Here is a 26,318-nt window from a genome sequence, read left to right as displayed (position 1 = left end):
GCACGGTTGAATTGATCTCAAGCGTTCGGGGGAGCGGCAGTGGGTCGTAGGGTCGTCACGGGTTTGGTCTGTGTGTTCGTCGCCGGAGCGCCGCAACCGGCGCTCGCCTTCTCGGGGGAGGCACCCCGGCCGGCGCCGGTGAAGGGTCAATGGGGCACGGCCGATCTCGCGGTCGGCATCACCGCCTCGCCGAAGGTGGCGCAGCCGGGTCAGCCGCTGACCTACCACGTCACTGTGCACAACAAGGGCCCGGGGGACGCCGTGCTGCCGACACTGCGGGTCCGGCTGCCCAAGGACTTCCAGATCGTCAACGTCGGCGTGGCGGAGTGCGAGCCCGGCCAGGCGCGCAACCGGGTCGTCTGCCGCTCGTCCGACGACGTCCTGCCGGGCGGCTCGGGCGACATGACGATCACGGGGGTGATCGCGCCGGGCGCGCACGGCCCGCTGCGGGCACGGGCCGACCTGACCTCCGAGGTGCTCGACCAGGACGAGACCGACAACACGGCCGAGGCGGTGACCAGGGTCGACGAGGGGGCCGACCTGGCGATGCGGTTCCGCTCCTCGACCAGGTTCATCCGCCCGGGCCACTGGTTCTCCGTACGGGCGGAGGTGCGCAACCGGGGGCCGCGCGTCGTGCGGGACGCCTACGTCTTCTTCCAGCCGCGCGAGGCCCGGCTGCTGTCCGCCAGGGGCGGGCGCTGCCGGGGGAACCGCCAGTTCGTGGGGTGCTCGCTGCCGCCGATCAGGTCGGGGTCGCGCGGGCTGCTCGAACTCGTGTTCCGGGTGCCGTCCCGGGCCTCGCACGCCGTGGCCACGATGGCCACCGTCTACTCGCGCCGCTACGGCGACCGCCGTCCGGCCAACAACAAGGCGAGCGTACGGGTGGCCCTGCGCCGCGCCTGACCGGCGACGCACGGGGGGTCAGCCGGGCGTTCAGGCGGGCATCGGGGCTCAGGCGGGCATCGGGGCTCAGGCGGGCTTCGTGGAGGCGGTCCAGGCGTCGGCGACCATGTCCCGCAGCGTCGTGTGGGCCGGCTTCCAGCCCAGCTCGCGCTGGATCTTCTCCGAGGACGCCACCAGGACGGCCGGGTCGCCGGGACGGCGCGGCGCGACGGTGGTCGGGATGGGGTGCCCGGTCACCTCGCGGCAGACGTCCACGACCTCCTTGACCGAGAAGCCCGTGCCGCTGCCGAGGTTGTAGATCCGGTGCTCGCCGGGCGTGCAGGCGTCCAGGGCGAGCAGATGCGCGCGGGCGAGGTCGGCGACGTGGACGTAGTCCCGGACGCAGGTGCCGTCCGGGGTCGGGTAGTCGGTGCCGAAGACGCTGACCGACTCGCGCTCGCCGAGGGCCACCTTCAGGATGTTGGGGATCAGATGGGTCTCGACCGTGTGCCGCTCGCGGAACCCGCCGTACGCCCCGGCCACGTTGAAGTAGCGCAGGCTGACCGCGCCCAGGCCGTACAGCCCGGCGAAGGCGGTGAGCGTGGTGTCCACGGCGAGCTTGGACGCGCCGTAGGGGTTGGCCGGGCGGGTCGGGTCGGTCTCCAGGATGGGCGTGCGCTCCGGCTCGCCGTAGGTGGCGGCGGTGGAGGAGAACACGATCCGGTTCACCCCGGCCTGCCGCATGGCGTCGAGCAGCGCCAGCGTGCCGCCGAGATTGTGCGACCAGTACAGCCCCGGCTTCTCGACCGACTCGCCCACCAGCGACTTGGCCGCGAAGTGGAGCACGGCGTCGAACCCCTCGGACAGCACGCCGCCCGCCTCGTTGATCGACGCCTGCACGAACGCGGCCCCGGGCGGTACGGCGTCGGCGTGCCCGGTCGACAGGTCGTCGAGCACCGTGACCTCGTGCCCCTCCTCCAGGAGTTGCGCCGCCACGACGCTGCCGATGTACCCGGCTCCACCAGTAACCAGCAGCTTCACTGTTTGCTCCTGTTCAAAAGTGTTGGATTATGTACGTCCAGGGCCTAGCTTACGCGCTTCCCATGAGGAGCGGGTTAAATGCCACCAGTACCGCAATCTCAGCGAGTAACAGGAGATTGCGACGACCGGCCTGGCCTGCCTGACACCCGAACGGACTGATGACGTGAGCAACGTCGCGGTGACCATCGCCCTGGTCCTGATATTCATCCTGATCGGCGGTTTCTTCGCCGCGGCCGAGATGGCGATGGTCTCGCTGCGGGAGAGCCAGATCCGCCGCCTGAGCCGCGACGAGGGACGCCGCGGCGCGCGGGTGCAGAAGCTCGCCCGCGACCCCAACCGCTTCCTGTCCGCCATCCAGGTCGGGGTGACCGTGGCGACCGTGCTGTCGGCAGCGCTCGGCGCCGACGCGCTGGGCCCGCGGTTCGCCCCGGTCCTGGAGCAGTGGGGCCTGCGGCCGAGCGTGGCCGCGCCCGTCGCGTTCGTGGCCGTCACGCTGGCCATCTCGTACGTGACCCTGGTGCTCGGCGAGCTGGCGCCCAAGCGGCTCGGCCGGCAGCGGGCGGAGAGCCTGTCCCTCATGACCGCTCCGCTGCTCGACCGGATCGCGACGCTGTCGAGGCCGGTGATCTGGCTGCTGTCCAGGTCGACCAACGGCGTCGTACGGCTGCTCGGCGGCAACCCGTCCGCCGACAGGGCGGCCATGACCACCGAGGAACTGCGCGACATGGTGGTGGGCCACACGGAGCTCACCCAGGACGAGCGCGACGTGATCGCCGAGGTGTTCGCGGCGGGCAAGCGGCAGCTCAGGGAGGTCATGCTGCCCCGCACAGAGGTCGAGTTCATGGCGGCGGACACCCCGCTCGCCGAGGCGGCCGTGCTCGCCGCCGCCATGCCGCACTCCAGGTTCCCCGTCTACCGCGACACCTACGACGACGTCATCGGGTTCGTCCACGTGCGGGACCTGCTCGACCCGGTCCGCACCGGGCGGCTGGAGCCGATCAGCGACGTCGTGCCGATCCGCCCGGTCAAGCTCGTGCCGGCGAGCAAGCGGGTCCTCGCCACGCTCGCGGAGATGCGCGACGAGGGCCACCACCTCGCCATCGTGGTGGACGAGTACGGCGGCACCGACGGCATCGTGACGCTGGAGGACCTGGTCGAGGAGCTCGTGGGCGACATCCGCGACGAGTACGACGAGAGCGGCGACGCCGTACGGGTGATCGCCGGAGACGTGGAGGTCGAGGGGCTGGTCAACCTGGACGAGTTCCAGGCGCAGACGGGCGTACGGCTGCCCAGCGGGCCCTACGAGACCCTGGGCGGATACGTCATGGCCTTCCTCGGCCACCTGCCCCAGCGCGGCGAGGTGGCCGAGGCGCCGGGCGTCACGCTGACCGTGACGGAGATGGACGGCCGCCGCGTCTCCCGCGTCCGCGTCACCCGCAATCCCCCCGAGGCCGCGGCGCCGGCGGCGACCGCCTGAGCCCGGGCCGCGTCTGTCGCGGGCAGCCCGCGACTCCTGACAGAATTGCCGTATGGCTCTTGCTCGCGTCCTGTCCGGTATCCAGCCCACTGCCGACTCGTTCCACCTGGGCAACTATCTCGGTGCGATCCGGCAGTACGTCGCGCTGCAGGACACCCATGAGGCCTTCTTCTTCATCGCCGACCTGCACGCGCTGACCGTCGCGCCCAAGCCCGAGGAGCTGCGCCGGCGCACCAGGATCGCCGCCGCCCAGCTTTTCGGCGCGGGGCTCGACCCGGAGCGCGCCGCGGTCTTCGCGCAGAGCCATGTGCGCGAGCACAGCGAGCTCGCCTGGTATCTGATCTGCCAGACCGGCATGGGCGAGGCCGGGCGGATGACGCAGTTCAAGGACAAGTCCGCGCGCTACGGCGAGAGCTCGGCCAGTGTGGGCCTGTTCACCTACCCGATTCTCCAGGCGGCCGACATCCTGATCTACCAGGCCGACCAGGTGCCGGTCGGGGTGGACCAGAAGCAGCACCTGGAGCTCAGCCGCGACCTCGCGCAGCGCTTCAACAGCCGCTACGGCCAGACGTTCAAGGTGCCGAGCCCGTACATCCTCAAGGAGGTCGAGAAGATCACCGACCTCCAGGACCCGACCGCCAAGATGTCCAAGTCGTCGTCGAGCCCGCAGGGCATCCTCGACGTGCTGGAGGAGCCGAACGCCCTGCGCAAGAAGATCATGCGCGCGGTGACCGACACCGGCAGCGACGTCGTCGCCGACGAGGAGAACAAGCCGGGCGTCACCAACCTGCTGCGGATCCTGTCCGCGCTGACCGGCACGCCGATCCCCGAGCTGGAGACGCGGTTCGCCGGGCAGGGATACGGCACCTTCAAGAAGGAGGTCGCCGAGGCCGTCGTCGAGACGTTCTCCCCGATCCGGGAGCGTACGGAGAAGCTGCTGGCCGACGAGGCCGAGCTCGACCGGATGCTGGTCGCGGGCGCCGCCCGGGCCCGCAAGGTGGCCCGGGAGACGATGGAGCAGGTCCGCGAGCGCCTCGGCCTGCTCCCCACGTCGCACTTCGAGTGAACCGCGCCTGAGACCGCGGCCCGCCCCGGGCCGCGGTCGCCGCGCGCATCGAGACGCCTTCTCCGGGTACACCATGCCGATGGGGATGGCGATGGTCGACCAGGTCACGCGGCGCGTCGACGAAGTCAGGGCGTGGGGCCGGATGTGGATCGAGCGTGACCGGATCCGCTTCCCCTGGCTCGACCACCTCATCCGCACGGTGCAGCGCTACCAGGTGCAGGCGGGGGACCGGCTGGCGGGCGCCATCACCTACTTCGCCTTCCTGTCGTTCTTCCCGCTGATCGCGCTGGCGTTCGCCCTGTTCGGGTATGTCGTGACGATCCGCCCGGACGCGCTCGCCACGCTCACCGAGGCGATCAACAGTCAGCTTCCCGGCCTCGCCGGGCAGCTCCACATCGACCAGCTCGCCGGGGCCCGGGGCCGGGCCGGGCTGATCGGTCTGCTCGGCCTGCTGTACGCCGGGCTGGGCGCGATGGACGCCCTGCGCGGGGCCCTGCGCACCGTCTGGATGACCTGCGAGCCGCCGCTCAACTACTTCGTCGGCAAGCTCCGCGACCTCGTCGCGCTCGTGCTCATGGGCCTGGCCATGCTGGCCTCGGTGATCGCGAGCGGGTTCGCTACCGGGGCCACGAGCACGGTCGCCGGATGGCTCGGCCTGGGTTCCTCGCCGCTGGCCGGCTTCGGGGTCTGGCTCGCAGGCGTCGCCGCGAGCCTCGTCGCCGACCTGCTGCTCTTCCTTGTCATCCTCGGCTGGCTGGCCAAGCCGTCGCAGCCGTTCCTCGTCGTGCTCAAGGGCGCGCTGCTGGGCGCGGTCGGCTTCGGGGTGCTGAAGCAGCTCGCGGCGCTGATCCTGTCCGGCACCCTGCGCAACCCGGTGTACGGCACGTTCGCGGTGGTCGTGGGGCTGCTGCTGTGGATCAACCTGTCGGCCCGCGTGATCCTCTATGCCGCCGCGTGGACGGCGACGGCCACGCTCGGCCCGCCGCCGGAGCCCACTCCGCTTCCGTCCCCCGCGACCACGCCCACGACCGGCCCCGCCTGACCGCGCCTGGCCGCGCCTGGCCTGCGACGCCTCACGCCGGCGGATGGAGACCTGGGCCCGCTGGGAGGAGGTCAGCCGCGCCGCCGAGCACGCCATCCCCGCCCCGCCTGCGCGCTAGTCGGCGTCGCCGGGCGCCTTCCGGCGCCTGCGCAGGCCGTACGCGCCGAGGGCGAGGGCCACGAGGGCGCCGCCGCCGATCAGCAGGGGGGTGGTCACGCCCGCCCCTTTCGAGGCGGGGTCCTCTCCGCGCGCCCTGGCCGCGCCCGGCGTCGGAGAGGGCCGTACGGCCAGGGGAGAGGAGGAGGGCTTGGCGTCGGGCGCCGGCGCGACCAACTGGCCCACGGGGGCCGCCTTGCCCCTCGCGGCGAAGCCCCAGTCGAGCAGCTTGGAGACCTCCTCCCAGAAACCGCCGGGGTGATGCATGATCACGACGAGGATGGTGTGGCCGTCACGCCGGGCCGCGCCCACGAAGCTGCCCAGGGCCTTGGACGTCCAGCCGTTCTTGACGCCGAGCATGCCCTTGTAGCTTCCGAGGAGCCGGTTGTGGTTGGCCATCTCGTAGTAGGCGGGCGCGGGCGACTCGCTGGCCTCGGAGTCGTCGCGGCGCTTCTTCTTTTTCTTCTTCAGGTAGTCCTTGGGCGCGGGGAACTTGGCGACCTTGGTGCTGATGTACTCGCGGAAGTCCGGGATCGCCAGCCCGGCCCGCGCGATCAGGGCGAGATCGTAGGCCGAGCTGCGCTGGCCGGGGGCGTCCAGGCCGTTCGGCGTCTTGGCCACCGTGTCGTACGCCTGGAGCTTGCGCGCCTCCGCGTTCATGTCGGCGAGCGTCTTCTTCAGGCCGCCGTTCGCCTCGGCGAGCGCGACGGCGGCGTCGTTGGCGGAGACCATGAGGAGCGCCCGCATGAGGTCGTCGATCTTGTAGATCGGCTCGGGGACGATGCCGACGGCGCTGCCCTCCACGTTGCACGCCTCGTCGCTCGGCTTGATCTTGCGGTCCTTGTCGAGCTTGGGGATCAGCGTCACCGCCGTCAGCGTCTTGAGCGTGCTCGCGGGCAGGTAGTGCCCGTGCGGGTCCTTGGCCGCGAGCACCGCCCCGGTGTCGGCGTCGGCCACCAGATAGGCGCTGGCCTCGGTCTTGGGCGGGGGTTTGACCCCGGCGGGCGCGATGATCCCGTGGCCGGCGAGCAGGTCCCCGCCGACGGTGCCGTTCCCGGTCACGGCCGTGCCGGTCCCGGTGCCGTTCGTGCCGGTCCCCGTGCCGTTCCCGGTCATGGCCAGGCCGGTTTCCCGCGGCGCCAGGTCCGGTACGGCCCGCGCGCCCGCGGCGGGAGGGGCGCCGAGCAGCGCCGTCGTCAGCACCCCCGCCGTCGTCATGGTCGCGGCGAGGGCCCGCAGGTTCGTCCCCATAGGTCGTTCAGCCTAGCCTTGACTGCCTTCGCACGAAGCGACATATGCCCCATATGCCACAGCGCCACTCAGGTGGCCGCCCGATACTGTCAGCATGACGAGACGTGTATCGATCTTTCTCGTGGCACTCGCCGCTTTCATGATCTTCGAATGGATCAACCTCGGCTTCAACCTCGCCGACGGGCACGAGACGTCCTTCTACGTCGTCCACGGCGTGCTCATCGCGGTGAACATCCTCCTGGCACTGGCGCTCGGGGCCGTCGGCGTGCGGGGATGGAAGAAGGGTAGGGCCTGATCAGGAAACGACCCTGCCCGATGTGACCTGAGTGTCCACAGGGACAGAACGTGATGGAGGCAAGCTTTGGCGATCGACTTCAACCCCTCGCGTGGCGCGACGCTCGGCGTGGAGTGGGAGCTTCAGCTCGTCGACAGGCTCACGCGTCATCTCCGCCAGGACGCCAAGGAGGTGCTCGCCGCGGTTCCCGACCTCAGTGAGGGTCAGCGACCCAAGGCCATGCACGAGCTCATGCAGTCGCAGGTCGAGATCGTCACCGACGTCTGCCACACCGTGGCGGAGGCGGTGCAGGACCTGAAGAAGAGCATCGGCCGGCTGACCGAGGCCGTCGAGCCGCGCGGCATCGCGCTCGCCTGCACGGGGACCCACGCGATCAGCGACTGGCGCGACGCGGTCTACGCGCCCAGCCAGCGCTACGTGGAGCTGGTCGAGGAGATGCAGTGGCTCGCCTGGCGGATCCAGACGTTCGGCGTGCACGTCCACGTGGGCGTCAAGGAGCGGGACAAGGTCGTTCCGATCGTCAACGCCCTCGCGGCGTATCTGCCGCACTTCCTCGCGCTCACCTCCTCCAGCCCCTACTGGGGCGGGCAGGACACCGGGCTGGCGTCGAGCAGGGCCATCGTCTTCGGCTCGCTGCCCACGGCCGGGCCGCCGCACCTGCTGGCCGACTGGGCCGAGTTCGAGGAGTACATGGACACGCTGCTGCGGGCGGGCACGATCCGCAGCATCAAGGAGGTGTGGTGGGACATCCGGCCGCATCCCGACTTCGGCACGATCGAGATCCGGATGTTCGACGGCATTCCGACGCCGCGCGAGGTGGGGATGGTGGCCGCGCTGTCCCAGTGCCTCGTGCAACAGTTCGACCAGCAGATCGACCGGGGATACACGCTGCCGCATCCGGCGGCGTGGGTGGTGCGCGACAACAAGTGGCGTGCCACGCGGTACGGCCTCGACGCGGACGTCATCACCGACGACCATGGCTCCACGGCGCCGATGCGCGACGTATTGTATGAACTTCAGCGTGAACTCGAACCCGTCGCCGAGCGGCTCGGCTGTGCCGACGAACTGGCGGTCGTGACCGAGGTGCTGGAGCAGGGGAGCTCATCCGAGCGCCAGCGGGCGATCCTCGCCGATGGAGGGACCCTCCAGGACGTGGTCGACGCCACGGTAATCGAGCTCGCCGAGGACAGGTTCGTCACCTCGAACCCCAACCGCGAGATCGGACAATCAGCCACCTGACGGGGTAGGCCTGATATGTCCGGCAACAGTGCCTCAGTTCTGACAACGTGCGGAGGCCGGTGTAAATACTGGGCAATCCGCCGTATCGGAGGGTCGCGGCATGGAAGGATTGTGAATGAAGGGTCGGTGGAGGCGAGGCACGCCCGCTCGACCCTTTTGGACTTTTACCTGACTTTTCGTGATCATATGGACGATCCGGCGATCCGTGGCGGGACGGCTCGCCGGAGAAGGGAAGACCCGTGGCCACCTCATCGAAGCTCGCAACGCCGGACGCGGCCGTGCCGGGAAGCAACGACCTGGCCGGGCAACTGGCGGAATTCCTTCGCGGGCACAACGATGAGCTGATCGAGTTCCGGCGCGACGTACACGCGCACCCGGAGATCGCCTTCAGCGAGCATCGCACGACCGAGAAGATCGCTGAGCGGCTGACGGACGCCGGGCTCACCCCGCACCCGCTGTCGCGCGGCACCGGCCTGTGGGTGGACCTCGGCCGGGACGAGGGCCCCACGGTCGCCCTGCGCGCCGACATCGACGCGCTGCCGATGGAGGACGAGAAGGACGTCCCCTACCGGTCCACGAACCCGAACGCGTGCCACGCCTGCGGCCACGACGTGCACACGGCGATCGTCCTCGGCGCGGGGCTGTTCCTGGCGGCGCAGGCCGACGCGGGAGCGCTCCCCGGCCGGGTACGGCTGATCTTCCAGCCCGCCGAGGAGGTCGCGGGCGGCGCGCTCGAGGTCATGCGCGACGGCGGCCTCAACGAGGTGGACCGCATCTTCGCGGTGCACTGCGACCCGCGCCTCGACGTCGGTCACGTCGGCCTGCGGACCGGCCCGATCACCGGGTCCTGCGACAGCCTGCGCATCCGCGTCGCGGGTCCGGGCGGGCACACCGCCCGGCCGCACCTGACCGTGGACCTCGTCTACGCGCTCAGCAAGATCGTTACCGAGTTGCCGGCCGCGCTGTCGCGTCGCGTGGACCCCCGCTCCAGCCTCAGCCTCGTGTGGGGCCAGATCGCCGCGGGCTCTGTGGCCAACGCGATCCCGGACGTCGGGATCGCCCAGGGCACGGTCAGGTCGCTCGACGAGGATGCCTGGCACCAGGCCCCCGACCTGGTCAAGGCCCTGCTCGACTCGGTCGCCGGCGCGTACGGCGTGGACGCCGAGATCGACTACCGGCGCGGCACGCCGCCCACGGTGAACGAGGCCACCAGCATCCAGATGCTGCACGACGCGGTCACCCAGATCGTCGGCGAGGGGGCGGCCGTGCCAACGCCGCAGAGCCTCGGCGGCGAGGACTTCTCCTGGTACCTCGAGTCGGTGCCCGGCGCGCTCGCCCGGCTGGGCACCCGGCCGCCGGGGGCCGTCGACGAGGTCGACATCCACCGGCCGCAGTTCGACGTGGACGAGCGGGCGATCGGGATCGGCGTCAAGGTCCTCGCCGCCACTGCGCTGACCGCGCTGTGGGGCGGCGCCCGTTGAAACGCGTCCACCGAACCGGCCGAGCCCGCTGAGCCGACCGACCCGCTGAGCAGTACGCCGCCGTGCCCGACGTCTCCCCCCTGCGTCCCGAGGACCCCCGTCGCCTCGGGACCTACCGCCTCGACGGCCGCCTCGGCGTGGGCGGCCAGGGGGTCGTCTTCCTCGGCGCCGGCGCCGGCGCCTCGGGCGAGCCGGTGGCCGTGAAGCTCCTGCACGCCCGGCTCGACGACACCTCCGCCCGGCGCGGCTTCACCCGCGAGATCGAGGCGGTGCGCCGGGTCGCGCCCTTCTGCACCGCCCAGGTCCTCGACGCCGACCTCGACGGCGACCGGCCGTACATCGTGAGCGAGTACGTCGACGGCCCGTCGCTGCGCGAGCACGTGACGGCGGCGGGCCCGCGGACGGGCGGCGACCTCGACCGGGTCGCCGTGGGGACGGCCACCGCGCTGGCCGCGATCCACCGGGCGGGGGTCGTCCACCGCGACTTCAAGCCGGGCAACGTGCTCCTCGGCTCGGACGGGCTGCGGGTCGTCGACTTCGGCATCTCCCGGCTCGCCGACGCCACCGCGACGACCGGCAATCCGGTGGGCACCCCGGCCTACATCGCGCCGGAACAGCTCGAAGGGCTGCCGGCCGGGCCCGCGGCGGACGTGTTCTGCTGGGCGCTCACACTCGTCTACGCGGCGAGCGGCCGGCACGCCTACACCGGTGACACGTACGCGGCCGTCATGGCCCGCATCCTGTACGGCACGCCGGACCTCGGGCCGCTCACCGGCCTGCTGAAGGACCTCGTCGTAGCGTGCCTGGCCGCGGACCCGGCCCACCGGCCGGACGCCGGACAGGTGCTGAGCGCCCTGCTCGACCGTGCCCCGGACCGGCCGGGCCCGGCCGTGCGGGGGCTGACCACGCAGGATCTGACCGCGCCTGGTCCCACCGCGCCTGGTCCCACCGCGCCGGGTCCCACCGCGCCGGGTTCTACCGAGCCAGGTCTCACCGCGCCTGGTTTCACCGCGCGGCCATGGCGCGAGCCGGAGAGCGCGCGGCCCGGGGACCGGACCGGCACCGAGCCGACCAGACCAGAGCCGGCCAGACCAGAGCCGGCCAGGCTGGAGCCGGCCGGACCCGAGCGAACCGGCGACCGGCTGACGGAGCACGACGGGACCGGTGGACGCCGTCGGGGGCGAGCGCGCCTGATCGTGCCGGCCGCCTCGCTCGCCGTGGTCGCCGTTCTCGCCGCGCTGGGCGTCGCGTGGGCACTGGCGGCCCGCGGACCCGAAGCCCCTGACGGCACGTGGATGGGCGCCGCCCGCCATCCCTCGGCCGGCCGCTTCTTCCCGGTCGAAATCCGTCTGTCCGACCCCGCGCGGATGAGGTGGGGCGCCGACTTGCACTGCTCCGGCCGTCTCACCCCGTCGGGCGGGTCGGGCGAGGTGCTCGTGCTGACCCTCGACCAGGTGAAGGGCGACGCCTGTTATCCGGGAAGAGTCTCGATCACATGGCGGGGCGGGAGCGCGGCGGACTTCGAGGTGACGCGCGAAGGGGAACAGTCCGCCCGATACTCGGGATCTCTTACCCGTACGAATTAACTCAAATGGGATAAATCTGTCAGAGGCTTTGTGCGGCGCGTTCTCCCGCAGGGGGTATCGGGCAGGTGGGGCCATTGCGGGTTGGAGGTCCGATTGCGGGCATTCCGGGCGGCGATGGCGGGCGCCGTCGCCGCCGTCGTGACCGCCGCCGCGGGATGCGGCGGCGGGCTGGAGACCGCGTCCCCGCGCACCGCCCCGCTGCGTGTCGGGTTCGCGTACGACATCGGAGGCAGGGGCGACAGGTCGTACAACGACATGGCGGCCGCCGGGCTCGACGAGGCGAAGCGGAATCTGGGGAACGTGCGGACGCGGGAGGAGGAGGGCGTGCCCGGCGAGTCCGCGGCGGCCAAGGAGCGGCGGCTGCGCGCGCTCGCCCAGGCCGGGTACAACCCGGTCATCGCGGTCGGCGACTCGTACGGCCAGCCGTTGGCGCACGTCGCGCCGAAGTTCCCCGCGGTGCGGTTCGCGATCGTCGACAGTGCCACGCCGTCCGGCCCCAACGTCGCCAACCTGATGTTCGCCGAGAAACAGGGCGCCTTCCTGGTCGGCGCGGCGGCGGCGCTGAAGTCCCGCACCGGCGAGGTCGGCTTCGTCGGCGGCCCCCGGACGCCCCTGGTCAAGAGGTTCGAGGCCGGCTTCGTGGCCGGCGTGCGGCACGTGAACCCGCGGGTGAAGATCCGGATCGCCTATCTCAGCGGGAAGGAGGACCTGAGGAGCTTCGACCGCCCGGAGGCGGCGGAGGAGGCGGCAGGGAAGATGTACGCGGACGGTGCCGACGTGGTCTTCCAGGTGGCGGGCGCGTCCGGCGCCGGGGTGTTCAGGGCCGCCAGGAAAGCCGGCGCGTGGGCGATCGGCTGCGACTTCGACCAGGCGGTGAGCGCGGACCCGGCCGTGCGCGGGGTGATCCTCACGTCGATGCTGCGGCGGATCGACGTCGCGGTCTACGACTACCTCGCCGACGTCGCCGACCGGACCGCCACCAGCGGCCGGACCGTGTACGACCTGAAGCTCGGCGGCGTCGACTACGCCCTGACCGGCGGCCACATCACGGACATCCAGCCGAGGCTGGAGCAGCTCAAGCAGGAGATCGTCCACGGCAGGGTCAAGGTTTCCCCAGGCTGACGCCCCGGTCACGGTGTGGACTGGGCTCAATAACGGACATGTTGCGGACTGGTGTGCGGGTTTGGTCTATGCAGGTCAAACAACTATCTTCCGTGCAGGGTTGCCGTGCGTTCCTGCGTGCGTGCGACGAGAGTCAGACGGGCGGGGAACGGAAGGGGAGTCACGACCTTGCTCCGCAATCGAGTTAGCAGACTGGCCGCCGCCACCGCGGGTGGCGCCTTGCTCATGGCCGCCGCCGCGTGTGGGGGCGGCGGCGACGACACCGCCACGACCGGGGCCTCGGCCGGCGCGTCCTCCGCGCCCGCCGCCTCGCAGACCAAGGTCGGCCTGGCGTACGACATCGGTGGCCGCGGCGACGGCTCCTTCAACGACGCGGCCGCGGCCGGCCTGGACAAGGCCGAGTCGGAGCTCAAGGTCCAGAAGAAGGAGCTGGAGGCGACCGCGGGCGAGACCGACGCCCAGAAGGAGGAGCGGCTGCGGCTGCTGGCCTCCGGGGGCTACAACCCGGTCATCGCGGTGGGCTTCGCCTACTCGGGCTCCGTGGCGAAGGTCGCCAAGGAGTTCCCCGAGGTCAAGTTCGCCATCGTGGACGACGACGCCGCGAAGGGCGACAACATCACGAACCTGATGTTCGCCGAGGAGCAGGGGTCGTTCCTCGTCGGGGCCGCGGCGGCGCTCAAGTCCGAGAAGGGCAACGTCGGCTTCGTGGGCGGCGTTGACGTGCCGCTGATCCACAAGTTCGAGGCGGGCTTCGAGGCCGGCGCGAAGGCCGTCAAGCCGGACATCAAGATCCAGAGCAAGTACCTCACCCAGCCCCCGGACTTCGGCGGCTTCGGTGACCCGGCCAAGGGCAAGACGGCCGCGCAGGGCATGTACGACGCCGGCGCGGACGTGGTCTACCAGGCGGCCGGCGGCTCGGGCGCGGGCGTCTTCGAGGCGGCCAAGGCCGCGAAGGCGATGGCGATCGGCGTCGACTCCGACCAGGCGGCGCTCCCGGCGTACGCCGACTTCAAGGACGTGATCATCACCTCGATGATCAAGAAGGTCGACGTGGCGGTCTTCGACTTCCTGAAGAACTACACCACCGGCGCGGTCAAGTCGGGTCCGGCCGTCTACGACCTCAAGGCGGGCGGCGTGGACTACTCCACGACCGGCGGCAAGATCGACGACATCAAGTCGAAGATCGACGAGTACAAGCAGAAGATCATCAACGGCGAGATCACGGTCCCGACGTCCTGACCTGCGCAATCGAGGGGCCCGGAGGCACCCGCCCCGGGCCCTTTTGCTCTACTCTCACTATCACTTGACCGTCACCGGGCACTCCGCGAGGAGGAGGCCGACATTACCGCCGCGACCGTTACGGAACCCGCAGTAGAGCTCACCGGGATCACCAAGAGGTTCCCGGGAGTCGTCGCCAACAGCGACATCCACCTCCGCGTCGCCAGAGGGCACATCCACGCCATCGTCGGCGAGAACGGCGCGGGGAAGTCCACGCTGATGAAGATCCTGTACGGGATGCAGCGCCCCGACGAGGGCGAGATTCGCGTCAACGGGTCGCCCGTGGGCTTCCACACCCCCGCCGACGCCATCGCCGCCGGCATCGGCATGGTCCACCAGCACTTCATGCTGGCCGACAACCTGACCGTGCTGGAGAACGTGGTCCTGGGCAGCGAGCCGCGCCGCGGCGGCGTCGCCCTGGACTTCGCCGCCGCGCGTAAGAAGATCAAGGAGATCTCCGACGCGTACGGCCTGGGCGTACGGCCGGACGTGCCGGTCGAGGACCTGGGGGTCGGCGACCGCCAGCGGGTGGAGATCCTGAAGGTGCTCTACCGGGGCGCCCGCATCCTGATCCTGGACGAGCCGACCGCCGTGCTCGTGCCCCACGAGGTGGACGAGCTGTTCGACAACCTGCGCGGCCTGGTCCGCGAGGGGCTGACGATCCTGTTCATCTCTCACAAGCTGGACGAGGTCCTGCGGGTGGCCGACGAGATCACCGTCATCCGGCGCGGGACCACCGTGGCGGCCGTGAACCCCAAGGACGTGACCTCCCGCAAGCTCGCCGAGCTCATGGTCGGCAGCGAGCTGCCCAGCCCCGAGACCCGCGAGTCGACCGTCACCGACGTCGTCGCCCTGTCCGTACGCGACCTGACCGTGCGCACCGGCGACGGGCGGCCGGTGGTCGAGAACGTGAGCTTCGACATCCACAAGGGCGAGGTGCTCGGCATCGCGGGCGTCGAGGGCAACGGCCAGGCGGAGCTCGTCGAGGCGATCATGGGCATGCGCCCCAGCGAGGCGGGCGCGCTCACGCTCGCCGGCGCCGACATCTCCCACTGGTCGACGCTCAGGCGGCGCGCGGGCGGCATCGGCTACATCCCCGAGGACCGCCACCGGCACGGCCTGCTGCTGGAGTCGCCGCTCTGGGAGAACCGCATCCTCGGCCACCAGACCCGCCGCCCCAACGTCAAGGGCCCGTGGATCGACCGCGCGGGCGCGCGGGCCGACACGCGGCGCATCGTCGAGGAGTACGACGTGCGCACCCCCGGCATCGACGTGGACGCGGCCACGCTGTCCGGCGGCAACCAGCAGAAGCTGATCGTCGGGCGTGAGATGAGCGGCGACCCCGTGCTGCTCATCGCCAGCCACCCCACGCGCGGCGTGGACATCGGCGCGCAGGCGGCGATCTGGGACCACCTGCGTACGGCACGCGCCGCCGGGCTGGCCGTGTTGCTGATCTCCGCGGACCTCGACGAGCTGATCGGCCTGTCCGACACGCTCAAGGTGATCCTGCGGGGCAGGATCGTCGCCGACGTCGATCCCGCGAACGTGACCCCCGAGCAACTGGGCTCGGCGATGACCGGCGCCGGGGAGGGCGTATGAGCAGGCGTACCGGTGCGGGCCGCGCGGCCCGCACGGCGGCGACCCCGGGGGAGGGAACGGAATGAACGGGTTCCTCGACCGGATGCTCGGCCGGGTGCGGCTGGGCGGCTGGCTCGCCGTCGCCGCGCCGGTCATCGCGGTCGTCTTCGCGGTGCTGATCACCTCGGTGGTCCTGCTCGTCGCGGGCAAGGCGCCCGTGGAGGCGTTCACCACCCTCGCGGACTACGGCACCCAGCCGCGGTCGATGGTCATGATCCTCAACACCGGGGTCATGTACTACATCTCCGCGCTCGCGGTGGCCGTCGGCTTCCGGATGAACCTCTTCAACATCGGCGTGGACGGCCAGTACCGCCTCGCGGCCGTGGTCGCCGCCGGGCTCGGCGGCGCCGCCGTGGTGCCCGGCGTGCTGAACATCGTCCTCGTGGTCGTCGTCGCGGTGGTCGTCGGCGCCCTGTGGGCCGCGATCGCCGGCCTGCTCCGGGTCTACCGGGGCGTGAGCGAGGTCATCTCGACCATCATGCTGAACGCGATCGCCACCGGCCTCGGGTCGTGGCTGGTCAGCGAGCACTTCGGCGTGCTGACCGGCAACGACCTCGGCACCAGGCCGATCCCCGACGACGCGCACATGCCGGGCATCCCGCTCATCGCGGGCACGCCGGTGCTGGTCAACGGCTTCATCGTGGTCGCGGTCCTGCTCGGCGTCGCGTACTGGGTCGTGCTCAACCGCACCCGGTTCGGCTTCGAGCTGCGGGCGACCGGCAAGTCCGAGTCCGCGGCGGTGGCGAGCGGCGTCAGCGTGAAGAAGATGATCGTCGTCACGATGGTCATGTCGGGGGCGGTCGCCGGTCTGATCGGCATGCCGGAGCTGCTCGGCGCCTCCTACAAGTACAGCAACAACTTCCCGGCCGGCCTCGGCTTCACGGGCATCGCGATCGCCCTGCTCGGCCGCAACAACCCGGTCGGCATGGCGGTCGGCGCGCTGCTGTGGAGCTTCCTGGAAAACTCGTCCAACCAGCTCCAGCTGCTCGACATCTCCAAGGAGATCGTCCAGATCATGCAGGGCGTCGTCGTGATCTCCGTGATCATCGCGTACGAGCTGGTCCACCGCTACCGGATCGTCGCGGAGCAGCGCAGGGTCAGCCGCGAGCTCGCCGCGCCGCAGGAGGCGCCGAAGGCGGAGGCGGCGGCATGACAGAGCCGGACGGAATCGAGGAGCCGGACGGAATCGAGGAGACGGCATGACGGCGACGGACCTCCCGGTCGAACGCCCGGTCGAGACGCCCCCGGCGCGGCGCTTCCGGCTGTCGGCGCCGGTGCTCCTGCTCGGCCTGGCCGGGCTGGTGGTGCTGCTGTCGATCGCGCGGCTGGTGACCGGGGCCAACGACATCACCTCGGCGGGCACGGTCAGCGCCGCGCTCGGCCTCGCCGTGCCGATCGGGCTCGCCGGTCTCGGCGGCCTGTGGTCGGAGCGGGCCGGCGTGGTCAACATCGGCCTCGAAGGCATGATGGTGCTCGGCACCTGGTTCGGGGCCTGGGGCGCCCTCCAGTTCCACAGCCCCTGGGCGGGCGTGGTCGCCGGCGCCGTCGGCGGGGCGCTGGGCGCGGTGATCCACGCCGTCGCGACCGTGACCTTCGGCGTCGACCACATCATCTCCGGCGTGGCGATCAACATCGTCGGCGTCGGCTTCACCCAGTACCTGTCCCAGCTCGTCTTCGACGGCATGCCGGGCGGCGGGACGAAGAACTCGCCGCCGCTGCCCAAGATGGGCACGGTGAGCCTGGGCTTCCTCGACGACCCGCTGCGGACCGTCGAGGCCAAGCACTGGTTCGTGCTGTCGGACTTCGCGGGCGTGCTGCGGGGCATCACCCAGGGCGTGTCCTGGTTCACGATCCTGGCGATCCTGCTGGTCCCGCTGTCGTTCTACATCCTGTGGCGCACGCCGTTCGGCCTGCGCCTGCGGGCGTGCGGCGAGCGTCCGGTCGCGGCGGAGTCGCTGGGCGTCAACGTCTACCTGTACAAGTGGGCCGCCGTGATCATCTCCGGTGTGCTCGCCGGGCTCGGCGGCGCGTTCCTGTCGCTCGTGGCCGCGGGCATCTACCGCGACGGGCAGACGGGCGGGCGCGGCTACATCGGCCTCGCCGCGATGATCTTCGGTAACTGGCGTCCCGGCGGGCTCGCCGGGGGCGCGGCGCTGTTCGGCTACACCGACGCGCTCCAGCTCCGCCAGGGCGGCATCTCGGTGCACGCGCTGCTCCTCGTCGTCGTGCTGCTGCTCGTCGCCGTGGCGGTCTACCAGCTCGTACGGCAGCGGCGCGGGGTCGCGGCACTGGTCACCGGGGTCGTGGCGATCGCGGTGTTCGTGGTGTTCGCCGTGACGGACACCGTGCCGGAGCAGTTCACCTCGTTCACCCCCCACCTGACCACGCTGCTGGTGCTGTCGCTGGCCTCGCAACGGCTGCGCATGCCGGCGGCCGACGGCGTCCCGTATCGAAGGGGGCAGGCGAAATGAGCATCGACTGGGAGGCGCTGCGGGTCGCGGCCCGCGAGGCCATGACCCACGCGTACGCGCCGTACTCGAAGTTTCCGGTGGGGGCGGCGGCGCTCGTCGACGACGGCCGGGTCGTGACCGGCTGCAACGTGGAGAACGCGTCGTACGGCGTGGGGTTGTGCGCCGAGTGCGGGCTCGTCTCGGCGCTGCACGCGAGCGGCGGCGGCAGGCTGGTGGCCTTCACCTGCGTGGACGGCCACGGCGAGCTGCTGATGCCGTGCGGCCGCTGCCGCCAGCTGCTGTTCGAGCACGGCGGGGGAGACCTGCTGGTGGAGACGCCCGACGGGCCGATGCGGATGGCGGACTTCCTGCCGTTCGCCTTCGGGCCCGAAGATCTGTCGCGATAAGGGGGAAGCGTGGGGTTCGACGCGATCGAGGTCATCATCGCCAAGCGCGACCGGGGTGAGCTGCCGACCGCCCAGATCGACTGGGTGATCGACGCGTACACGCGGGGCGAGGTGGCCGACGAGCAGATGTCGTCGCTGCTGATGGCGATCCTGCTCAACGGCATGAACCGCAGGGAGATCGCGGACTGGACCCAGGCCATGATCAGGTCGGGGGAGCGGATGGACTGGTCCTCCCTCGACCGGCCCACGGCCGACAAGCACTCCACCGGCGGGGTCGGCGACAAGATCACCCTGCCGCTGGCTCCGCTGGTCGCCGCCTGCGGCGCGTACGTGCCGCAGCTGTCCGGGCGGGGCCTCGGGCACACCGGCGGCACGCTGGACAAGCTGGAGTCGATCCCCGGCTGGCGGGCGTCGCTGTCCAACGACGAGATGCTCGCCGTGATCCGCTCGGCCGGGGCGGTCGTCTGCGCGGCGGGCGCGGGCCTCGCGCCGGCCGACAAGAAGCTCTACGCGCTGCGCGACGTCACCGGCACGGTCGAGTCGATTCCGCTGATCGCCTCCTCGATCATGTCCAAGAAGATCGCCGAGGGCACGGGGTCGCTCGTGCTCGACGTGAAGGCCGGCTCGGGCGCGTTCATGAAGAACGTGGACGACGCCCGCGAACTGGCGCGGACGATGGTCGAGCTCGGCACCGACGCCGGAGTGCGCACGGTCGCCCTGCTGACCGCGATGGACCGGCCGCTGGGCCTGAAGGTGGGCAACGCGCTGGAGGTCGAGGAGTCCGTCGAGGTGCTCGCCGGCGGGGGCCCTGCCGACGTGGTCGAGCTCACCGTACGGCTGGCCAGGGAGATGCTGGAGGCCGCCGCCGTCCCGGGCGCCAGGGACCCCGAGGAGGCGCTGAAGGACGGCTCGGCGATGGACGCCTGGCGGCGCATGATCGTCGCCCAGGGCGGCGATCCGGACGCGCCGCTGCCGAAGGCCGCCGAGTCGGCCGTGGTCACCGCCCCCGCCTCGGGCACGCTGCGCACGCTCGACGCGCTCAAGGTCGGCGTGGCGGCCTGGCGGCTCGGGGCCGGCCGGGCCCGCAAGGAGGACCCGGTGTCGGCCGGCGCGGGCATCGTCCTGCACGCCAAGCCCGGCGAGACGGTCCGCGCCGGAGCCCCGCTGATGACCCTGTACGCCGACGAGGCGGCCAGGTTCGACCGGGCCCTCCAGGCTCTGGAAGGCGCGTACGAGATCGGCGACGGGGACGGCGTCGCCCTGCTCCCGCTGGTGATCGACCGCCTGACGGCCTGAGGTCAGGGGGATCGGGTCAGCGGGGGATCAGCAGCGCGCCCATGCCGACGAACAGGCCGCCGGTGAGCATGTCGAGCCTCTTCCTCAGCCGCCGGTAGCCCCTGGTGATCCACGGGCTGCCGGCCAGGAACGCGACGGCGGAGAACCAGGCGAAGGCGATCGCCAGCATCGCGCCGAGCGTGACCGCCCGCATGACGAGGTCCGTACGGTGCGGGAGCAGGCTGGCGAACAGGGCGCCGAAGAACACGAGGGCCTTGGGGTTGGCGAGGTTGGTCAGCAGCCCGGCGCGCCACTCGCGCAGCCTGCCCGGACGGTGCGCGGCGAGCGCCGGCGCCGCGTCGTCGTCGGCCGGGGACGCCTGCCTGCGGGCGGCGCGGATGGTCGCCACTCCGAACGCGACGAGGAACAGGGCGCCGGCGACGCGGGCGGCGGTGTAGAGCCACTCGAACCGCTGGACGAGCACGGTGACGCCGAACAGACCGGCGACCGCCCACACACCGATGCCGGTGACGACGCCCGCGGCCGCCCGCACGCCGCTGCGCCGCGACCCGGCGGCCGAGTATCTGAGCACGATGAGGAAGTCGGGGCCCGGGCTCATGACGACCAGAATCCAGACGCCGAGCAGGGGAAGCAGCGGCAACCACGACATGGCGGGTCCTTCCTGGCCGGGCTCGGCCGGCCGTGGACGGGTTCGACCGGCTCAGCCGGCCACGGGTGAGGCGATGACGACCGTGACGTCGGCCGGGCCGTCGCCGGTGCGGTAGCGGTGCGGGCGGTCGCCGGCGAAGGCCAGCAGGTCGCCCGGCCCCAGGAGGCGCGGGTCGTCGTCCGGGCCGGCCGTGACCTCGCCCGCCGCGACCAGCAGGTGTTCGACGGTGCCGGGCGCGTGCGGGATGCCGTCGAGGTCGGTGTGCGGGGGCATGCGCAGCCGCCACAGCTCCAGGCTGTGCCCGCTGCCGATCCGGCGCAGCAGTTCGCGTGTCGGGCCGTCGGTGGCCGCGGGCGTCGAGGGCAGGTGGACGGGACCGGCGTCGGTGTCCCTGGTCAGCAGGTCGGTCAGGGGGATGTGCAGGGCCAGGGCGACCGCTTCCAGCGTCTCGATCGTCGGATTGCCGGTGCCCGCCTCGAGGCTCGACAGCGTCGCCTTGCCGAGACCGGCCCGGCGGGCGAGCTCGGCCGCGCTCATGCCGCGCTGCCGACGGCGCAGCCGGATCTGCGCGCCGATCGCCGCCGCCGCCCCGCTCATGACGGCATCTTCGACGGAACCATATGTTCACTATACCGAACGAGCGTCGGCGTCGTTCGCCGTGAGGGCGTCGCCGAGGGGCGTGCGGTAGTACAGGACCGACCGCCCGGCCCGGCGGCGCCGTACGAGACCGGCGTCGAGGAGCACCTTGAGGTGGCGGCCCACCGACCCCAGCCCCTGGCCGGTCAGCGCCACGAGGTGCGTGGTGCTCTTCGGCGCGGCGAGCAGCACGAGCACCCGCGCCCGCGCCGGGCCGAGCAGCGCGCCGAGCGCCTCGGGCACCGGCGCCCGGCCGGGCTCGGCCAGCGTTCCCGAGCAGGGGTAGACCAGGGCGTAGTGCCGGCCCGCCGTCCAGGCGGTCCACGCCTGGCGGGGAGTGACCGGGACGAACATCAGCCTGGCCCCGCCGATCTGCCTCGGCGGGTAGTCGTAGGTGTTGATCTGCAGCCGGTTGCCGCCGAGCCAGCGCATCCCCTTGCGCATGTCGTTCAGCGCGGCGGCCCAGCCGCCCTGGCTCACATGGCCCACGCGGGCGACGATGTCGGCCTCCATGATCCGCCGGCGGCGCGGCCAGTCGGGCAGCACGGTCCGCGTCCACACCCACTCCAGCAGATCGGCCGCCCGCTCGGGCAGGTCGGGACGGCGCAGCGGCTCCGGCAACGGGCCGCGCAGCGCCACCTCGATGTCGGCGTGCGCGGTCTCGGGCGGGGTCGCGCGGACGCGGGCCAGCTCCTCCTCGAAGGCGGCCTCGCCCTCGCCGGTCGGGGCGGGCGTGAGGAAGTCGGCGATCCAGTTGCGTCCCCGCGCGGCCTTCAGCAGCAGCGCCGTGACCGGGTCGCCGGCCAGGCGGGACCGGTAGGCGGGCAGGTGGGTGTCGAGCCACTCCCGCTCGCCCGGATGCGCCGCCGACGCCTTCTCCAGCGCGAACAGGCAGGCGGTGGCCTCGGCCAGCGGGGAGATCACGAACCGGCTCTCCGCGAGGGTGTCGGCGTTGACCAGCCACCAGCCCATGTTTCGCCTCCCGGCGAAACAATAGCGGCCGGGCGCGGCGGTGATCGAGGCTCCCGTCATGCGCACATATCGGGAACTGTTCCGCACCCCCGAATTCACGCCGTTGTTCACCGTCGCGTCCGCGCAGGTGGCGGCCTCGACCGTGAGCGGCCTGGCGCTCGGCACGCTCGTGTACGGAGCGACGGGGTCGCCGCTGCTGTCGGCCCTGAGCATGTTCGGCGCGTCCTTCGCGCAGGTGCTCGGGGCGACGGTGCTGCTGTCGGCCGCCGACCGGCTGCCCCCGCGCGCCGCGATGACGGGCCTGGCGCTGGTCCACTGCGCCGGCACGGCCCTGCTCGCCGTGCCCGGCCTGCCGCTGTGGGCGGTGTTCGCCGTCGTCCTCGGCATGGGGCTCGCCGCGTCCCTCGGCGGCGGGGTCCGGTTCGGGCTGCTCAACGAGATCCTGCCCAGGGACGGCTACCTGCTCGGCCGCTCGGTGCTCAGCATGTCGGTCGGCGTGCAGCAGATCATCGGCTTCGTCACCGGAGGCGTGCTCGTGACCGCGCTGTCCCCGCGCGGCACCCTGCTCGCCGGGGCGGGGCTGTATTTCGCCGCGGCGGCCGTCGCCCGGTGGGGGCTCACCGCCCGCCCGCCCCGCGCCCAGGGACGTCCGTCGCCCGCGGAGACGTGGCGGACCAACCGCGCGCTCTGGTCGTCGGGGTCGCGCCGCCGCCTGTACCTCGCCCTGTGGGTGCCGAACGGCCTGGTCGTCGGCTGCGAGTCGCTGTACGTCGCGTACGACTCCCGGCACGCCGGGCTGCTGTTCGCCTGCGCCGCCGCCGGGATGCTCACCGGTGACACGCTCATGGGGCGGTTCGTCCCCAAGCGATGGCGCGAGCGGCTGGGCGCTCCGCTGCGGCTGCTGCTCGCCGTGCCGTACCTGGTCTTCCTCCTGCACCCGTCCCTGCCGGTCGCGGTCGCCGCCGTCGTGCTCGCCTCCGCCGGATATTCGGCCAGCCTGCTGCTCCAGGAGCGCCTCATGGCCGTCACTCCGGAGGAGATGAGCGGCCAGGCGCTCGGGCTGCAGTCGTCCGGCCTGCTCACCATGCAGGGGGTCGGCGCGGCCGTCGCGGGGGCGGTGGCCCAGTTCACCTCGGCCCCGGCCGCCATGGGCGTGATGGCGGCGGCCTCCGCCGCGGTCACCCTCGCGCTGGCGCCCGGCCTGCGGGCCGACGTGGAGGTCCGCTCTGCCACGCCTGCCGCGAGGGCGGCGTGATCAGCTGTACGAGGGCCGCACCGGCGCGGGCGTGGCCGCGGACGTTCGGCCGAGGCCGTGGAGCGGCGCCCCCCGATCAGGCGGGGCGAGGCGCCTCGTCCGGTGCGGGGGACGCGCAGCCGGCGTTCACGAGGTGGGGGAACAGGTGCGCGGACAGGACGGCCCGATGGGTGGGGGTCGCCTCCGCGTGCCGCCGCCGGCCCTCCTCGGTGACGTGCACGAACACCCCGCGACGGTCCGCCTCGCACAGCGCGCGGGCGACCAGCCCCTCACGTTCCAGCCGGGCGATGAGGCGCGACAGCGCGCTCTGGCTCAGGTGGACCTGGCCGGCGAGCTCCTGCACCCGGAACTTGACCGTATCCGGCTCCGTGCAGAGGGGCTGGCCCTCCACGAGGCGCTCCAGCACCTCGAACTCGCTCACGCCGAGTCCGTGCTTGTCGCTCAGCTCCCGCTCCAGCGCGCACGACACCTCGGCGTGCCGGGCGAGCAGCTCGCGCCAGGCCATGACCACGAAGTCGGTGTCGGTGTCGTTCATACGAGACCGCCTTTCTCCGCGTGACCATACCATGCAGGCGCAATAGATGCAAACACATTAATTGCTTGTGCATTGAATGCATGTGCATGTAAGTTCCCTTGCCATGACTTCCTCCACTCGGGACGAGCGCTGGGGGGCCCGCCTGTGGGGTGCCCTCACCGTTCTCTGCGCCGTCGTGTTCCTCGATGCCCTTGACGTGTCGATGGTCGGTGTGGCGCTTCCGTCCATCCAGGCCGATCTCGGGATGTCCACCTCCTCACTGCAGTGGGTGGTGAGCGGCTACGTGCTGGGGTACGGCGGTCTGCTGCTGCTCGGGGGCCGGACCGCCGACCTGCTCGGCCGCCGCCGGGTCTTCCTGGCCGCCCTGGCCGTCTTCGCGGTCGCCTCGCTGCTCGGCGGGCTGATGAGCGACGGGACGCTGCTGATCGCGGCCCGTTTCGTGAAGGGCGTCAGCGCCGCGTTCACCGCCCCCGCCGCCTTGTCCATCATCACCACGACCTTCGCCGAGGGCCCCGCCCGCAACCGGGCCCTGAGCATCTTCACCGCCTGCGGCGCCAGCGGGTTCTCGCTCGGGCTGGTCCTGTCCGGCCTGCTCACCGAGATCGGATGGCGCTGGACGTTCCTCATGCCGGTGCCCGTCGCGATCATCGCCCTGGTGGCCGGGCTGCGGCTGCTCGAACGGGGCGAGGAGCGCAGCGAGGGCGGCCACGACCTGCTCGGCGCCGCGACCATCACCGCGGCCATGCTGCTCCTGGTCTTCGCCGTGGTGGAGGCGCCCAAGGTGAGCGTGGCGCGCACCGTGCTGTCGCTCGCCGCGGCCGCTGCCCTGATCGGCCTGTTCGTCTGGCTGGAGCGCCGGGTGCGGCACCCGCTGGTCCGGCTCGGCATCCTGCGCTCCGCGCCGCTCGCCCGGGCCAACATCGGCCTGGTCATCCTGTTCGGCTCGTACGTCGGCTTCCAGTTCGTGGCGATGCAGTACTTCCAGAACCTGCTGGGCTGGAGCGCGTTGCAGACCGCGCTCGCGTTCCTCCCGGCGGGGCTGCTGGTCGCGATCAGTTCGACCAAGATGGGCGGGTTCGCCGACCGCTTCGGCACCGCGCGGCTGATCACGGTGGGCTCGGTGGCGCTGCTCGCGGGATACGCGGTGTTCCTGCGGGTGGACCTCCACCCCAGCCTGCTCACGATGGTGCTGCCGGGCATGGTCCTGCTGGGCATCGCGTTCGCGCTGTCGTTCCCCTCGCTCAACATCCAGGCGACCGCCGGAGTCGACGACGAGGAGCAGGGACTCGCCTCGGGCCTGCTGAACACCTCCGGCCAGGTCGGCGGAGCCGTTGTGCTCGCGATCGTCACCGCCGTCCTGACCTCGGGGGCGGACGGCGGCGACCCGATCGCCCGCTTCCGTGCCGCGATCGTCGTCTCGGCCGGGTTCGCCCTTGTCGGCCTGGTCGTCGCCCTCACCGGGCTCCGGTTCAGGCGGCAGCCGGTCGAGGCGCGGGAGGAGCCGGTGCTGGAGACGGTGTGACCCGTCCGCCGGTTCCCTGTCGTCGGCGGGGGAGATGGGGCGTCCCGGTCGCCGGGGCGCCCCTTTCCGCCGTCCGGGCTCAGCCGAGCGCCGACATGAACGACGCGACGAGACGGGACCGGTCGCCGGGGAGCGCCCGCCCGCCGTGGACCATGAACGACGTCGTGGAGGCCTGCGGCACGCCGCACCCGGCGATCCACGAGATCAACTCCTGGCGGCGGTGGTCGATGTCGATCCTGATCCGGACGTCCGCGTCCTGGGCCAGGTCCGTGACGAGGACGCGGGCGGTCTCGTCGTCCTCCGCGACGACCGGCCCGACGAACAGTCTGTCGCCACTCCGCCAGGCCGCCCCGTAGCCGGTGATCTCGCCGTCCCGCTCGGCGACCCGGACCTGCTCGGCGAAGGCGAACAGGCGGGCCAGCAGGCGCGACCGGTCGGCCCCGAAGACCTCGAGGTCGAGGGCGCACAGCGCGGCAAGGTCCCGCACGGGCTCGGCGAGCCGTGAGGCGTTCCGCCCGGGACCCGGCCCGCCGTACGGGCCGTCGCCGGCGTCGAAGCGGCCGACCCGGGCCTCGACCACGCCGACCGTCTCGAAGCCCAGCTTCTCGTACAGAGGCCGGCCGTACTCCGTCGCGCACAGGAACAGGGTCGCGTCGCCGGCCTGCGCCAGGACGTGGTTCATGAGACGGCGTCCCAGCCCTCGCCCGTTGTAGCGGGAGGCCACCAGCATCATGCCGACCGCGGCCGCCGTCCTGCCGTACCGGGTGAGGACGACCGTCCCGGCCAGGCCGCCGCGGTCCGGGGCGTCGACGCCGAAGCCCTCGCCGTTCTCCAGCAGGAGCCGCCACTTGCGCTCCTCCCTCGGCCAGGAGCGGTCCTGCGCCAGGTCGAGGCAGTGGGGCAGGTCGTCGAGGCCGAGGCGGCGGACAGGCGGGAAGGACGGGTCTGCGGGCTTCATGGGCACCTTTCCCTGGACGGCCCTCCGACCTTGACGCGCTCCCCGGCCTGAAGTGAAGGCCGGGGATTCAGCCCGTGCCGCGCG

Annotated in this window: 24 protein-coding genes; 17 read left to right on the top strand and 7 right to left on the bottom strand. The window is 71.9% G+C overall.

Features of this window, described 5'->3' with window-relative positions:
• Positions 1-39 precede the first annotated feature (39 nt).
• On the top strand, positions 40-903 hold the full coding sequence (locus ABZ857_RS01800) for a CARDB domain-containing protein (protein WP_357035845.1): 864 nt from the start codon (positions 40-42) through the stop codon (positions 901-903).
• A 66-nt stretch (positions 904-969) separates the two neighbouring features.
• Here ABZ857_RS01800 and galE read toward each other — a convergent pair whose 3' ends face one another.
• A complete protein-coding gene (gene galE, locus ABZ857_RS01795) occupies positions 970-1,923 on the bottom strand; it encodes a UDP-glucose 4-epimerase GalE (protein ID WP_357035842.1) in 954 nt (317 codons plus the stop codon).
• A gap of 163 nt (positions 1,924-2,086) precedes the next feature.
• Between galE and ABZ857_RS01790 the strand changes: the two genes are divergently transcribed.
• The 3 genes from ABZ857_RS01790 (at position 2,087) to ABZ857_RS01780 (ending at position 5,508) form a co-directional block, all read left to right on the top strand.
• Entirely contained in the window at positions 2,087-3,400 is a 1,314-nt protein-coding gene (locus ABZ857_RS01790; RefSeq protein ID WP_357035839.1) for a hemolysin family protein, read from the top strand.
• 52 nt (positions 3,401-3,452) lie between these two features.
• Positions 3,453-4,466: a tryptophan--tRNA ligase gene (trpS, locus tag ABZ857_RS01785; RefSeq protein ID WP_193202322.1), complete on the top strand. Its 1,014-nt coding sequence runs from the start codon at positions 3,453-3,455 to the stop codon at positions 4,464-4,466.
• 79 nt (positions 4,467-4,545) lie between these two features.
• Complete coding sequence (locus tag ABZ857_RS01780; RefSeq protein ID WP_357035836.1) at positions 4,546-5,508, top strand: YihY/virulence factor BrkB family protein; 963 nt, start codon at positions 4,546-4,548, stop codon at positions 5,506-5,508.
• 114 nt (positions 5,509-5,622) lie between these two features.
• On the opposite strand, the gene ABZ857_RS01775 is transcribed toward ABZ857_RS01780, so the two are convergent.
• Positions 5,623-6,915: a D-alanyl-D-alanine carboxypeptidase gene (locus ABZ857_RS01775; RefSeq protein WP_357035833.1), complete on the bottom strand. Its 1,293-nt coding sequence runs from the start codon at positions 6,913-6,915 to the stop codon at positions 5,623-5,625.
• Positions 6,916-7,009: 94 nt separating this feature from the next.
• Between ABZ857_RS01775 and ABZ857_RS01770 the strand changes: the two genes are divergently transcribed.
• From ABZ857_RS01770 to ABZ857_RS01720, 11 genes are all read left to right on the top strand, one after another.
• Positions 7,010-7,210: a hypothetical protein gene (locus ABZ857_RS01770; protein ID WP_357035830.1), complete on the top strand. Its 201-nt coding sequence runs from the start codon at positions 7,010-7,012 to the stop codon at positions 7,208-7,210.
• A gap of 66 nt (positions 7,211-7,276) precedes the next feature.
• On the top strand, positions 7,277-8,449 hold the full coding sequence (locus tag ABZ857_RS01765; protein ID WP_357035827.1) for a glutamate--cysteine ligase: 1,173 nt from the start codon (positions 7,277-7,279) through the stop codon (positions 8,447-8,449).
• A 296-nt stretch (positions 8,450-8,745) separates the two neighbouring features.
• A complete protein-coding gene (locus ABZ857_RS01760) occupies positions 8,746-9,930 on the top strand; it encodes an amidohydrolase (protein WP_357036220.1) in 1,185 nt (394 codons plus the stop codon).
• A gap of 62 nt (positions 9,931-9,992) precedes the next feature.
• On the top strand, positions 9,993-11,516 hold the full coding sequence (locus ABZ857_RS01755; RefSeq protein WP_357035824.1) for a protein kinase: 1,524 nt from the start codon (positions 9,993-9,995) through the stop codon (positions 11,514-11,516).
• Positions 11,517-11,609: 93 nt separating this feature from the next.
• Positions 11,610-12,638, top strand: coding sequence for a BMP family ABC transporter substrate-binding protein (locus ABZ857_RS01750; RefSeq protein WP_357035821.1), 1,029 nt, complete (start codon positions 11,610-11,612; stop codon positions 12,636-12,638).
• 225 nt (positions 12,639-12,863) lie between these two features.
• Positions 12,864-13,877: a BMP family ABC transporter substrate-binding protein gene (locus tag ABZ857_RS01745; RefSeq protein WP_357035818.1), complete on the top strand. Its 1,014-nt coding sequence runs from the start codon at positions 12,864-12,866 to the stop codon at positions 13,875-13,877.
• 102 nt (positions 13,878-13,979) lie between these two features.
• On the top strand, positions 13,980-15,515 hold the full coding sequence (locus ABZ857_RS01740; protein WP_357036217.1) for an ABC transporter ATP-binding protein: 1,536 nt from the start codon (positions 13,980-13,982) through the stop codon (positions 15,513-15,515).
• A gap of 61 nt (positions 15,516-15,576) precedes the next feature.
• On the top strand, positions 15,577-16,707 hold the full coding sequence (locus tag ABZ857_RS01735; RefSeq protein ID WP_357035815.1) for an ABC transporter permease: 1,131 nt from the start codon (positions 15,577-15,579) through the stop codon (positions 16,705-16,707).
• Positions 16,708-16,753: 46 nt separating this feature from the next.
• On the top strand, positions 16,754-18,025 hold the full coding sequence (locus ABZ857_RS01730; RefSeq protein ID WP_357035812.1) for an ABC transporter permease: 1,272 nt from the start codon (positions 16,754-16,756) through the stop codon (positions 18,023-18,025).
• Positions 18,022-18,411 (top strand): cytidine deaminase, encoded by a 390-nt coding sequence (locus ABZ857_RS01725; protein ID WP_357035809.1) that lies wholly within the window; start codon positions 18,022-18,024, stop codon positions 18,409-18,411. The genes ABZ857_RS01730 and ABZ857_RS01725 overlap by 4 nt, the downstream gene beginning before the upstream one ends.
• A 9-nt stretch (positions 18,412-18,420) precedes the next feature.
• Complete coding sequence (locus ABZ857_RS01720; protein WP_357035806.1) at positions 18,421-19,707, top strand: thymidine phosphorylase; 1,287 nt, start codon at positions 18,421-18,423, stop codon at positions 19,705-19,707.
• A 16-nt stretch (positions 19,708-19,723) separates the two neighbouring features.
• On the opposite strand, the gene ABZ857_RS01715 is transcribed toward ABZ857_RS01720, so the two are convergent.
• Genes ABZ857_RS01715 through ABZ857_RS01705 form a run of 3 tightly spaced genes read right to left on the bottom strand, consistent with a single transcriptional unit; the run spans position 19,724 to position 21,964 of the window.
• Positions 19,724-20,356 (bottom strand): LysE family transporter, encoded by a 633-nt coding sequence (locus ABZ857_RS01715; protein ID WP_357035804.1) that lies wholly within the window; start codon positions 20,354-20,356, stop codon positions 19,724-19,726.
• 51 nt (positions 20,357-20,407) lie between these two features.
• The gene (locus ABZ857_RS01710) at positions 20,408-20,953 is read right to left on the bottom strand and encodes an XRE family transcriptional regulator (protein WP_357035801.1); all 546 of its coding nucleotides are present in this window, start codon (positions 20,951-20,953) and stop codon (positions 20,408-20,410) included.
• A gap of 30 nt (positions 20,954-20,983) precedes the next feature.
• Positions 20,984-21,964 (bottom strand): winged helix-turn-helix domain-containing protein, encoded by a 981-nt coding sequence (locus tag ABZ857_RS01705; protein WP_357035798.1) that lies wholly within the window; start codon positions 21,962-21,964, stop codon positions 20,984-20,986.
• A 58-nt stretch (positions 21,965-22,022) separates the two neighbouring features.
• Here ABZ857_RS01705 and ABZ857_RS01700 point away from each other — a divergent pair, with 58 nt between their 5' ends.
• A complete protein-coding gene (locus ABZ857_RS01700; protein ID WP_357035795.1) occupies positions 22,023-23,219 on the top strand; it encodes an MFS transporter in 1,197 nt (398 codons plus the stop codon).
• A 76-nt stretch (positions 23,220-23,295) separates the two neighbouring features.
• Here ABZ857_RS01700 and ABZ857_RS01695 read toward each other — a convergent pair whose 3' ends face one another.
• The gene (locus ABZ857_RS01695; protein ID WP_357035792.1) at positions 23,296-23,754 is read right to left on the bottom strand and encodes a MarR family transcriptional regulator; all 459 of its coding nucleotides are present in this window, start codon (positions 23,752-23,754) and stop codon (positions 23,296-23,298) included.
• A 103-nt stretch (positions 23,755-23,857) separates the two neighbouring features.
• Here ABZ857_RS01695 and ABZ857_RS01690 point away from each other — a divergent pair, with 103 nt between their 5' ends.
• Positions 23,858-25,276, top strand: a complete 1,419-nt coding sequence (locus tag ABZ857_RS01690; protein WP_357035789.1) for an MFS transporter — start codon at positions 23,858-23,860, stop codon at positions 25,274-25,276.
• 79 nt (positions 25,277-25,355) lie between these two features.
• Here ABZ857_RS01690 and ABZ857_RS01685 read toward each other — a convergent pair whose 3' ends face one another.
• Positions 25,356-26,234 (bottom strand): GNAT family N-acetyltransferase, encoded by an 879-nt coding sequence (locus ABZ857_RS01685; protein ID WP_357035786.1) that lies wholly within the window; start codon positions 26,232-26,234, stop codon positions 25,356-25,358.
• Positions 26,235-26,318: the final 84 nt, after the last annotated feature.

It is taken from the genome of Microbispora sp. NPDC046933 (assembly GCF_040644635.1).
In the GTDB taxonomy this organism is placed as follows: Bacteria; Actinomycetota; Actinomycetes; order Streptosporangiales; family Streptosporangiaceae; genus Microbispora.
The sequence above is the reverse complement of the archived record's forward strand: the minus strand, read 5'-3'. Positions and strand labels throughout refer to the sequence as shown.